This is a genomic window from Tahibacter amnicola (assembly GCF_025398735.1).
Taxonomy (GTDB): domain Bacteria; phylum Pseudomonadota; class Gammaproteobacteria; order Xanthomonadales; family Rhodanobacteraceae; genus Tahibacter; species Tahibacter amnicola.
The window spans coordinates 3,448,901-3,462,250 of sequence record NZ_CP104694.1 but is presented as its reverse complement, the minus strand read 5'-3'; the positions used below and the strand labels follow the sequence as shown (position 1 = coordinate 3,462,250).

General features: G+C 65.1%; 1 protein-coding gene (running past one end of the window). It reads right to left on the bottom strand.

Translation table 11 applies throughout. The features are described 5' to 3' along the window. Window positions 1-13,350, bottom strand: the 5' portion of a protein-coding gene (locus tag N4264_RS14275) for an SDR family NAD(P)-dependent oxidoreductase (RefSeq protein ID WP_425508273.1). The gene continues 17,949 nt to the left of window position 1, outside the view; only the first 13,350 of its 31,299 coding nucleotides appear in the window; the start codon lies at window positions 13,348-13,350; its stop codon lies beyond the left edge, outside the window.

Genomic DNA, 13,350 nt, shown 5'->3' with positions numbered 1-13,350 from the left:
CCATGTCGAGGTCTTCCGATTGACGTAAAACGGACTGCTGGACCAGTCGACATAGTCACTCAGCGCCTCGCAGTTCAGGCTCGCCGGAATCACGCCATGCCTGAGAGCGAGCACCGCATTGACGAGGCTGACCAATCCTGACGCAGCAAACGTGTGTCCAATATTGGTCTTCGTGGAGGTCAACGCGCAGAAGGGTCCACGCCTGCGGCTGTTCGCAAAGACCTGATTCAACGCGCCGACTTCGACGGGATCACCGAGCCGCGTGCCGGTGCCGTGGGCAACGATGTAGCCGATATCGTCCGGCGCAACGCCGGCGCGCCGGTATACATCCTCGATCAACTCGGCCTGGGCGGTGCCGTTGGGCGCGGTCAGTCCATTGGTCCGGCCGTCGCCGTTGATCCCGCTGCCTTCGATGAGCGCGTAGATCCTGTCGTTGTCCGCGAGGGCGCGCGACAACGGCTTGAGCACGACGGCGACGACCGCTTCACCCGGCACAATGCCGTCAGCGCGACGGTCGAAGGCGCGACACTGGCCATCTGCCGAGAGCATGCCCGCATGGCTCATGGCGATGTAGTTCTTCGGCGTCAGCAGTAGATTGGCTGCTGCGGCAATCGCGCTGTCGCATCCGCCTTCACGCAGACTCATACAGGCTTGGTGCAAAGCCACCAGACCCGAGGAGCAGGCCGTATTGATGGCCATCGTGGGGCCGGTCAGGTTCAGGAAGTACGAGAGCCTGGCTGCCAGGATACCGTCATGAATTCCGCTGAAATTCTCGCTGTGCGGTGACGACTGCCGATAGTCCCCCTGCTCCACACCGACGAAGACGCCCACGCGCCGCGGGTCGGCACCGGCGTCACCACAGCCTGCGTCTTCCAATGCGGAATACGCTTCCTGCAGGAGCAGACGCTGTCGCGGGTCCATCAACTCCGCTTCGGGGCGCGAAATCTCGAAAAATGCCGGGTCGAACTCGTCGATCCCGGAGAGTGCACCCAGCCACCTGGCACTGATCGCCCCCGGCGGGAGCGGGTTGCCGGGCTGATAGTGGCGGCGCCAGTCGAATCGATCCGCCGGTATCTCGCCCACCGCATTGGTGCCAGCAAGGAGCAGGTTCCAGAACTCGCTGATCGTGCGTGCACCCGGAAAGCGTCCGCTCATGCCAACAATGGCGATGGGTTCCCGCGCAGCGGAAGGACCCGGCTCCCCATCGCGAGGGCGCGACGACAGATCGCCGGCGTTGGCGGAATCGACGACCAGTGCGGACAATGCTTCATCGTCGTGGGACGCCTGTTGCGGATAGGCGTGCTCTAAGGCGCCCAACCGCTGCGAAACCAGCGCGTCGGACAGCGCATTGACGCTGGAGTAGCTGAAGAACACGGATGGCAGAAGATCCAGGCCAAAATGCGTCGACAACTTGTTGGCGAACGCCACGAGGCTAACGGAGTCGAAACCAAGGTCCGCAAAGCTGTCGTCGGTGTGCAGTCGCTCGATCGGCAGCTTGAGCACCTCGCCTGCCAGTATCGCCACATCACGCTTCACGCGTTCGACGAACGCCGGGGCCGTGCGTGCTCCGACAGCCACATCGGTATCGCGAGGCAAGCGGATCGTGCTGGCACGCTCGTTGTCTGTAGGCGTCGTACCGTGTGCTCGCGGAACCATGACCAGCGCGTGCGTAGCGCCCGTCTCCTGGCGCTCGGCAAGCAGGTATTCACACAGTTCAATACCTTCCCTGGTCGATAGCGCCCGTTGGCCGGTCAACTGGAGATACATGCGGGTGCCTGCGGCGTCGCCGAGCCCCATCCCGCCATCGCTCCACAGGGGCCAGCAGATCGCCATGGCGTTCCGGGCGGCATATTTGGCGAACGCCAGTTCAAACCGATTCGCAACGGCGTAGTCGCAGGAACCGAAATCACCCAGCGATGCGGCAATGGAGGAGAAATAGCAAAGGAAGTCGACGTCACGGTGCTGAAGCAGGCCGGAGAGCACGCGCGTGCCTGAGATTTTTGCGGACAGGACGGCTTCAAACTCCGCGGGGTCCGCATCCAGGAAATTCACGCCGGCCTTGCTGCCGGCGGCATGGATCACGCCGTGCAGCGCGCCGAATTCATGCTCGGCCACCGAAAGCGCCGATTCCATCTGCGCCGGAGAGCTCACATCGGCGCTGCGGTACAGGGGGCTCCCACCCAGGGCGCGCAGCGTGTCGAGCTGACGCCGCTTGTCGTCGTCGATTGCCGAGCGCCCGGTCAGCACAAGGCTAGCCTGGTATCGGCCCGCAAGGTGCTTCGCGAGCGCGAATCCGATCCCGCCCAGGCCACCAGTGATCAGATAGGTGCCCCCATGGCGGAATGCAGGACGTGCAGATTGGCTTTGCGCCGTGCTGGAACGGGTGAAGAGCGTCTGGCGTCGGCCGCCCGCATAGTGCGCGCTTTCCACGTGATCAGCCTGCTGCTCGACCAGCATTCGCGCCGCCCACGTGGCGATGCGTCCACTCTGATCATCCGTGGCGTGCGCCTGCCCATGAACCACAGCAACGGCAAGCCCGGGCTGCGTGCGACGGATGGAATTGGCGTAACCAATCCAGGACTCCAGGTAACAGCGTTGCAGCGGCGACGCATACTCCGCCGCCAGCAGCAACCTGCCCTTGCCCATCCCCGCGCGCACCATTCCCTGGAGCAGCCGCAGAACGAGCGTGTCGTCTTCGATGACCGCCTGGTCTTCCAGCGGCCACAGGTACCACACCGCATCGATCGCGAAGTGACTGATCTGGGCCGATGCAAACAGCGCCGCGAAGCGCTCCGCCGAAGCGTCGGCATATCGCGGAGTCGATTGCCCGTTCTCGCCGGTCGACCTGAGCAGGTCCGTATCGGGAAAGACAACGCGGATGGAAGATCCCAGGCGCTCCAGCGTTTCGACGAGCACTTGGCGAAGCTGCGGATCCGACAACAGCACAGCGACGGTGTGCGTCGACTGGCCGCCTGTTCTGAGTTCGCTGTCGCGCCATTCTTCGACGAGCAGGTTGCAGGCATTGTCCGGCCCAGCATCGACGGCAACGGACGGCATTTGAGCGGCCATTGCGTGCGCCGCGAGGCCAGTCTCTGCCCAGTAGCGTTCCCGCGCAAACGGATAGGTCGGCAACGACAGTGTGCGCGGTCGCACCGGCGCGTCGGCATAGAGCTTCTCCCAGTCGATCGGCAGGCCCTTCACCCACACGTCCAGCAGCTTGTCGTACTTGCCCTTCGTTACCCAGCCTTCCACGGTCGCGCGCAGATCAGCATCGATCGCGAACAGGGCCATGGCCTCGCGGTGCTTGCGCACCTCGCCCCGGTAACACTCCTCGATAGCGGCGTCGTCGGCCAGGTACTGCTGCAGCTTGCCGCGCAGCTCGGCCAGGCTCGTCACCAGCAGGCCCAGGCGGTGGTCCATCGCTTCGCGGCCCACCTGCAGCGTGTAGGCCAGGCTGGCCAGCGAGGCGTCCTCCAGCGTCGCCGTGTGTGCCAGCAGTTGCTGCACGCGTTCGCGCAGCCGGTCATCGGTGCGTGCCGACACCACGATCAGCGCCGGCCGATCCGGCGTGAATGGCAAGGCCGGCGGTTCCGCGGGCGCTACGTACTCTTCGAGGATCAGGTGCGCATTCGATCCACCCGCCCCGAACGACGAGATGCCGGCGCGACGCGGCTGTTCCTGCAGCTGCCCATTCACCTCCAGCTGCGGTCGGTTCCAGGCCTGCAGCGTGCGCTGCACGCGGAACGGTGTCTGCTCGAACGGGATATTCGGATTCAGCGCCTCCGCATGCAGTGACGGCACCAGCTGGCCGTGCTTCATCTGCAGCAGCACCTTGGCCAGCGCGGCGATACCCGCGGCGCTTTCCAGGTGACCGATGTTCGACTTCGCCGACCCGATCGCGCAGTACTGGCGCTCTTCCGTGTGCGCCGCATAGGCCTGGGTCAGGCCCGCAATCTCGATGGGATCGCCCAGCGACGTGCCCGTACCGTGCGCTTCGACATAGCTGATCGTCCGCGCATCCACGCCGGCCTTGCGCAACGTTTCCGCGATCAACTGGGTCTGTGCCTGTGGATTGGGCACCGTGTAGCCGTTGGTCTTGCCGCCGTGATTGATGCTCGTGCCGCGGATCACGCCATGAATCCGGTCACCCGCTTCGATCGCCTGCGCCAGCGGCTTGAGCAGCACCGCACCGACGCCTTCGCCCGGCACGTAGCCGTCACCGCCCCGGCCGAAGCTCTCGCAGCGCCCCGTGCTCGAGGCGAACTGCCCCTGAGCCAGGATCAGGTACTTGTTCGGGTGCACCGAGACGTTCACGCCACCCGCCAGTGCCGCTTCGCATTCCCCGTTCTGCAGGCTCTGGCAGGCCAGGTGCAGCGCCGTGAGGGAACTGGAACACATCGTGTCCACTGCCAGGCTCGGGCCCTGGAAGTTCAGGCAATACGACACCCGGTTGGCAATCGACGAGGCATTGCCGCCCAGTGCAAAGCCCTCTCCCGCCGCCTGCGCCTGTGCGCCGTACAGCTGGTACTCCTCGTACATCACGCCGACGAACACGCCGACACGCGCACCCTGCGGCTGTCCGCCGCGCAGGCGCTCCCGTGTGTAGCCCGCATCTTCCAGCGTCGCGTAGGCACACTGCAGGAACAACCGCTCCTGCGGATCCATGAACTCCGCTTCCCGCGGCGCGATATTGAAGAACAGCGGATCGAACTCATCGACACCATCGATGAAGCCGCCCCATTTGCTGTAGGTCTTGCCCGGCACGCCCTTCTGCGGATCGAAGTACGGGCGATGATCCCACCGTTCCGGCGGAATCTCGGTCACGCAGTCCCGGCCCTGGCTCAGGTTCGTCCAGTATTCCTCGACCGTTGCCGCCTGCGGATAGCGACCGCTCTGCCCCACGATGGCGATGGCCATGCCTTCGGTTTGGGGCATCGACAGTGGTTCAACCGCGCGTGTCCGCACCGGCCGAGCCTCGCGGGCGCGGGGCATCGGCTCACTGACCGACACCGCCGGTGTTGCGGCCACCGCACGCGTACGCGGCCGCAGCTGCGCCACCAGCGTCTCCCGGTGCCGCTCCAGGAAGTAGTCCGTCAACGCCGCCACGCTCTGGTATTCGAACAACAACGTCTTGGACAGCGGACCAAACAGCGCTTCCAGTTCGTCCACCAGCTTCAGCGCCAGGATCGAGTCGATCCCGTAGCGCTCCAGGCCCTCGTCCGGCGCCATCCGGTCCGGCGACAGCTTCAGCGTTGCCGCCAGGCGGCGCGTCACATAGCGCACGGCCTGGTCACGCAGGGCTTCAGTGTCGTCCCCATGGATATCGACCACGGGTGTCACATCCAGCGATGTGGCATTTGCCACGTTTGCGACGATGGATGCCGTTGCCGCATCCGCGGACCAGCCACGCCCCACCACCACGCCCACATGCGATTCACCGCTGTTCCATGCCGCATACAGCGCCGCAAGGCCCGCCGCGTTCTCCAGCGACTCCAGCCCCTCGCGCGCCATCCACGCCAGCGTCGCCGCTTCCGCCTGCATACCGCCCGAGCGCCACAGCGGCCAGCTCACCGACAGCGTCCGGCCATGCGCTTCGCCACGCATCACCCGCGCCTGGCGATCCTGCGCATAGCCATCCAGGTAGGCGTTCGCCAGGGCATAGTCGGCCTGGCCCACATTCCCCACCTGGCCCGACATCGACGAGAACAGCACGAAGCAATCCAGATCCAGGCCAGCCACCGCCCGGTCCAGGTTCACCACCCCATTCACCTTCGGCGACAGCACCGCCTGCAGCTCGGCCGCGGTCTTGTTCCGCGCGAAGCTGTCGCGCAGCACGCCAGCCGCGTGCACCACGCCGTCCAGGCGGCCGTGCTCGGCGACGAGCGCCGCGACACAGGACTGCACCGCGCCCGCATCGCTCACATCCACACGCCGGTAATCGATCCGACGCCCCTCGCCCTGCCAGGCCGCCAGCCGTTCCGCCCGCTGTGCATCGAGCGCACTGCGACCCAGCAACACCACGCGCGCGCGCGGCGCACGACGGGTGATCTCCTCGGCCAGCAGCAGCCCCAGGCCACCACCGCCACCACTCACCAGGTACACACCGTCCGCCTTCCACGGCAGCGACACAGTGCCCTCTGCGGTGGGCAACTCTTCCAGCACACACACCCGGCGCTCGCCGGCCACGTAGCGGATCTCCGCATCGCGGCGCACTGTCCGGTTCTCCGCCACCGCCCGCTCTATCGCCGCGACATCCGCCGTGGCCGGCAGGCCGATGACCTGGCCCACCACATCCGGGTTCTCGCGCTGCACGCTCTTGAGCAGGCCACTGAGCGCGAACGCCGCTTCGCTGTCCTGCGCGACCAGTACCTGCAGCAGCGCCTCGCGCGGGTGCTCGCGCAGCAGCTGCTGCACCTGCGACAACACCTGTTCTCCCCAGGCGTTCACCCGCGCCGCCGCGTCCGGCACGTCCGCCAACACGCTCCAGCGCACCTGTGGGTCGCGCTGGGCCAGTGTGGCGACATGGCCGGCGTAGGCCGGATCCACAATGACACCCTGCACACCGCCGGTGGCACCCGTGCCGATGGCTGCCGGCTGCGCCTGCCAGCGCCGCGCCAGCAGCAGCGTCCGCGCCGGCACCGCCGGCTCCAGGCGCCGCAGTACCAATCCCGTCAGCTGCACACACACACGGCCGGACGCATCGCAGATCACCGCATCGAGCTTCTGCACGCGGCTGCCGGTTGGTGTCATATCCCGGACCTGCACCCATGCTTCGGCCGGAATCGCCGCGTGCACTTCCAGCCGATCCAGTGCAAACGGCAGTGCCGCACCGGTACCGTCCTGGTTCCACAGCGCCACCGAGGCCTGCAGCGCACTGTCGAGCAGGCCCGGATGCAGCACATACGCATCGGCTGTCGCAGCCACGCTCACCGGCAGGCGCACCTGCGCCAGCACGCCGTTCACGCCGCGGCCAACCCAGCTCAGGCCCTGGTGCGCCGGACCGTAATCCAGGCCCATCGCGCGGAACCTCGCATAGCACGCTTCCGGGTCCAGCACGTCGACACAACCCGCACGCAGGCTCGCCAGGTCCAGCTGCGCCGACACCCGCGATGGCTCCTGCCACGACGCACGGCCCTGCGCGTGCAGGCCCGACTCGCTGTCGCCGCAGAACACCACGAACTCCGCTTCGTCCGTACCGGCCGGATACACCTCCAGCTGCACCTCGCAGCGCTCCGACACGCGCAACGGGCGCGTCCAGACCACGTCCCTGAGCACGTTCACACGCCGGCCGGCACTGTGTTCCACCGCCACCCGCGCCATCTCGAGGTAACAAACCCCCGGCAACACCGGTGATCCCTGCACGCGATGATCCCGCAGGAAGAACTCCTCACCGGTGAAATCCGTGCTGAAACGCTGCGCCTGCAGATCCGAGCTGTTCCGGTGCACCAGCGGGTGCAGGTGCGACGTGGCGCCCGCCTCCGCGGCGAACCCTTCCTCCGCCTGCACCCAGTAGCGCTCGCGCGCAAACGGGTACGTCGGCAGCGATATCCGGCGCGGACGCTGCGCCGAACCGGCGTACAGCACCTCCCAGTCGAACGACAAGCCCCGCACCCACAGGTCCAGCAGCTTGGTGTACTTGCCGGCGGCAACAGCCGCAGAAATTCCAGCCTGGAGACCCGAATCCTCGTTCAGGACAGCAATGACCTCGCGGCTCTCCTTCACGTTGCCCACGTGAATTCCGGGCTTTGCAGACGGAACGGTTCCGCGTTCGACGAAGGCCGACAGTTTCCGAATCACATCGTCGATCGACGATGCCGAAAACGCCAGGCGATGTTCCATCGGCGCTCGCCCGACCTGCAGCGTGTACGCAAGATCGCGCAGTTGCCCGTCAATGAAGCGTCCGGATGAGATTTCCACCAGAAGCCGGCGGGCCTGCTCGTCCAGACGCTCCGCCGTTCTGGCTGACAGAACGATGAGACAGGCTGACGGAAGCGGGGCTGCGGGCAGCTGGGCGGTCGCAGGCTCGCAATACTCCTCGACCACCACATGCGCGTTCATGCCGCCTGAGCCGAAGCTGCTGACACCGGCGCGGCGTGGAAGAGGTGCGTTGTTCTCATCCACCAGGCACTTCCACGGCTCATCCTGGGCAACGATGTAGAACGGTGTTCCGGTCAGGTCGATCCCGGGATTCAAGCGATTGAACCGCAATGTCTTCGGCATGCGCCGGTTTCGCATGGCGAGGAACACCTTGATCAGCCCGGCGAAGCCAGCGGCCGCCTCCAGATGCCCGATGCTCGGCTTGACGGTGCCGACTCCACACCGGAACGCCTTCCGCTGCGCCGTTTCACGCGCGCCCAGTCGGTCGAACGCCTCGGCCAGGCCGGCGATCTCGATCGGATCGCCCAGCGTGGTGCCGGTTCCATGCGCCTCGATGTACTGCACCGTGGAAACGTCGACACCGGCCTTGCGGATGGCGCGCTCGATCACGGCGGCCTGCGACGCCGGCTTTGGCGCGGTCAGCGATGCGGACTGGCCACCGTGCCCCACTGCGCTGCCGATCACCAGGCCATAAATGGTGTCGCCGGCTTCAATCGCCATGTCCAGCGGCTTGAGCAGCAACATGGCGCCGCCTTCGCCACGCACAAACCCGTCCGCGCTGGCATCAAAGGCGCTGCAGACGCCGGTCCGCGACAGCATTCCCGCCGAGTAGTAGGCCATGCTGTTCGTCGCCGAACAAATCAGGTTGGCCGATCCCACCAGGGCTTGCGTGCAGTCACCGTTGTTGATCGATTCGACCGCATAGTGCAAGGCCACCAGTGAGCTGGAGCACGCCGTGTCGATCGACACACTGGGCCCGCAGATATCGTAGAAATGCGACATGCGGTTCGCGATCGCGGCACGCGCACTGCCGGAGCCCACGTAGGCATCGATCGACGTCAACTGCCGTGCCAGCAGATCGCGATAGTCATCGTGGCAGACGCCGATGAATACACCGACACTCTTTCCGCCCAGGCTCGACGGTGCGTAGCCGCCATCTTCGAGCGCCTCCCAGCTCAGCTCCAGCAGCAATCGATGCTGCGGATCCATCAGCTCGGCTTCGCGCGGTGAAATGCGAAAGAACTGCGCGTCGAACTCGTCGATCCGCCACAGATGCCCCACCTGATTGATCGCCCGGTGGCTGCCCTCCAGATCGACGGTCGCCGGCCACTGCCAGCGGCCATCCACTGCCGCTACGGCCTCCCGGCCGCTGCTCAGCAAGTTCCAGTACTCCGAAGGAGAGTTCGCTCCGCCGGGAAACCGGCAGGAAACACCGACCACTGCCACGGCTTTGCGTGAGCCGGGCACTTGCAACTCCGACGAGGAAAAGGTCGGTCTGGTTTCTGTCACCACGCACTCAGTGAAGACCGGCCCAGGTACCACCGCCACAGGTGCACCGTTGGGCGCAACGCGAGCAGTGCCTTCTTTCGGCAACCGCGCCTGGAGCCCGGCGATGACCTTTTCCGTCGTTTCGCACTCGAACAGGAAGGCCGGCGGAAGCGCAACGCCAAAACGCGTGCTGAGAAGGCTCTTCAGCTCGACCAGTTCAACCGAGTCCAGCCCCAGTTCCATCAACGGGCTTGACGCAGCGTAGCGAGCAGCCCGCTCGACGCCGAGAAGGGTACGAACCTGTTCCTCTACGATTACCGCAACCTCGACGGCGCTGCGGTGTGGCGTGGCGATCGCGACTGGCTGCGCAGGTCGCGAACGGGACACAGGCGCCCCGACTCCCGGATCACCGGCTTTCGATTCCACCACCACGGGTGCAGCAGCGGCCGGCCCGACATTGGGCGCATCTGCAATAGGTGTCGACTTTGGCAACCGCGCCTCGAGTCCCGCGATGACCTTTTCCGTCGTTTCGCACTCGAACAAGAACGCCGGGGGCAATGCGATGCCAAATCGGGCACTGAGAAGACTCTTCAACTCGACCAGCTCGACCGAATCCAGACCCAGTTCCATCAGGGGGCTTGATGCGCAGTAGCGATCAGCCCGCTCGACGCCGAGCAGCGCGCGCACCTGCTCTTCTACAGTGACCGCCAATTCAACAGCGCTACGGCCGGACGAACGGATCGAACCCGGCTCGGCATGATTGCCGGGAGCGGGGAACGCCACCGGCACCGGACCTGGGTCCAACGACGTCGGTTCGATCTGCGGCTCCGCGACGTGTGCTGGCGCTTCGGCCAGCAATACGCACTGTCCGCACCTGCCGGTGATTGATTGCGAAGGCAGGGCGAGCGCGTCGAGCGGTACGAGGCCTGCCTCGACGATGGCATGCCGCCATTGTTCAACCCCCAGCAGGCAGAACTGGTCCAGGCGCATTTCCGGATCGTCAAAGAGCCACATGCCATGCAGCAGTGCGCCGCCTGCAAAATGCCACTCCTTGACTTCGGTGTATTCGTTAGCGACGAGCAGCCCGCCACCTCTGAGCAACCGCCGCGTCTGCTCAAGTGTAAAGACGATGTTTCGCGTGTCGTGAAGCACATTTCCGGCGACGACGATGTCCCACGAATGCGCCTCCATGCCCTGGGCAACGACATCAGTACCGATATCGAGCACCTTGTAGGTGACCCAGGGATAAGCCGCGGAAAAGCGCCGCTGTGTATAGCGAAGAAAGGCCGGCGAAATGTCGGACAGGCACAGTTCCACATGTTCGGGGCGTTGCCCGAGCGTTCGCAGCAGCGCATTGGCGGTGGCTCCGGATCCGGTGCCCACCTCGAGAATGCGTATCTTCCGCTGCGGGAGCGACGGGTCGGCCGACGCCAGCTTTTCGTGAACGTAGCTGGCAACCGCTTCGACGACCAGCCGGTTGTAGTACTCCGATGCAGGCTCGCCCTGGAAGATGCCGCCGAACCGGTCGATATTGCCGCCCGCGAACATCACTGCCGCTGCATCGATCTCACCGCCGATGACCCGGGTGTATTCGCGAAGAATCGGCAGTACGAAGTTCATCGCTTCCGCAAAATGCGGATGACGAACGGGAAAAGTCCGCTCGAAGGCCGCCGTCTCCGATTCGGCATCGCGCAACGCAAACGCGGCGATCGATGCATGAGACGTGATCCGCCCGTCCTGGATAGAGACAAGTCCTCTCAGGCGCAGGCGATTCAACAGGGAATCGATGTAGCGCTCGTACTTGGGCGGCACGCGGAGCAAAGCGCGGAACCGCTCCCGTTCGTAGGATTCGTTACCGGCCAGAAACACGCCCTTGCGCTGCAGTCCGGAAACGATCGCCCGCAGCACGAATGTCGCGAGGTCCGCTTCCGCCAGGCTCGGATCAAGGCCGGGCGACGTGCCAATCACGGCTTTCAGGCGGCGGACGCCCTTGGATACACGGCGTCCATGGTCCGAGGTCAACGCAGAGCCGAATACGGCGATCGACTTGCACTCGTCCAGGCCCGCCTTGTCGATACCGCCGCCCTCGTAGGCGAAATACTGCTCGATGAAGTCGACCAGTACCGTCACCACCTCTGTTCCGGCAGAGCCGGCCCAGCGCGCGGTCTCCAGTCGAAGGGCTTCCGGTGCCGCCTGCAACGGGCTCGATGCCCCGTCGCGACCTGGCTCGCCGCGCGCGGAACGCCGTGAACAAGTAGCGGACGCTACTACCTGGCCGTCAGAAACGACGACGAACTGCCCCTCCGGGAAGCCCGTCACAGCAGGCCCCGCTGCGACGCCGTGAACAGGCTCGCCAAGCCCCTCTTCCGCACGCCAGGAATGCTCGAGAATTGCGATCTGCGAATCATCATCGGCGCGTGCGAATCGCACCGAGAATGCCCGTGGCTTGAGCAGGCTCAGGCTGATACGCGCAAATGGCAGCGTTTTCGGATAGCGGCGCCAGGCACCGGCGTCGCAGAACAGGCCCGCCTGCGCCGCGCACATCAGGAATGTCTTGGCATCCAGCAGCAATTGCCGCGACATCGCGTGATAGGCGTCGAAGTGCAGACTCTCCGCTTCGTCCAGAAAGCGTGCGGTTGTCGCCGCCGGCAGGCTGTGAACCTCCAGCATGACCAGTCCGTGACGGCCGGCAGCATCCGACCAACGCCGCAGATGCTCAACGGTGCTCTGCGCAACCAGCGCCGGAGAAATCAGTTTTCCGTCGGCGTCGATGTGAACGCCGGATACGGGAACCCGCTCCCAACCAGCCACGCCCGCACTGTCTGTCGGAGGCCGGTATGTGCGGTCGTGATCGAGGAACGAGCGAACGTGGAGCACGCTGTCCGCATCAATTCCCTCACTGGCGAGCGTTGCGACGATACCCGCGGGATCGCCGATATCGCCGGTCAGCGTCAGATGCTCGTACTTCTGCAACGTTCTCGCAGTTGCCTCCAGCGCCTTGGCGTTCGCGTCAATGCCGATCAGCACGAGTGGATGACGATCCAGGAAGCGGCCGCGCAGCGTGCGGCGCTTGATGGTTTCGTAGATTTCCCGCAAAAGCGTGCCGTCGCCGCATCCCGTATCCGCGATGTACCTGGGTTGCTCGGCCAGCTCTGTCGAATCGAACACCGAAACGATCAGGGCGCTCAGGTCAACGAAGTATTTTTCATGCTGGAAGCCGCTGCCCAGCACGTTCAGGGCGCGGTCCAGATGCAGTTCATGGCCATTCGCGTCGTACGTGAAAACGGCCTTCGGATCGCCGAACAAGAGCTCTTCCGCACGCAGGAACATCGGGCGGTAGGAAGCGAAGGCCGCCGTGATGTGGATCCGTCCCCAAACGTAGTCGCCGGCGCCAGTGAGAATGAGCGTTCCATCAGCTGCGACCTGCGCCCATCCCCGGGAACAGAACAGCGACACGATTTCGTTACGGGTCCGCTGTCCGAGCGCCAGATCAAGAACGGATATCTTGCGGCCCTCGCAGTCCTGCTCGACGAGGCGGACGTGCGTGTTCTGCTTGAGGGCGAGCAGCAACGGAATCACGAAAGTGCCGTCGATATAGTCCGCCAGGTAGTCGTGATCGCCGCCCCAGCGCGCTGCCGAACGTTCCAGCCAGGATCCGAGCAGTGCAGGGTCATCATCCAGCGCGTACTGCTCGAATGGTAGGCGGTACGCCGTCATCACATCGTCGGGGATAAGGTCCACGTCCCGGAATGCAGGCGTCGGTGCGTAGGTGCCGTCGTCAAGGGCCTTGAGCCAGCCCAGGGACTCAAATAGGCGCAGGGCGACCGCGAGATACCCCGGATTGATGCGAAACGTTTCTGCCAACAGAGCCGGCTGAACCGCTACGGCATCCGCAATGGACTGCAGGCAGCCTCGCCCTCGGAGCGCGTCCACCAACGGAACGACCGCCAAGCCGTGTGCGTACCGGTTCAGTAACTCGAGCAT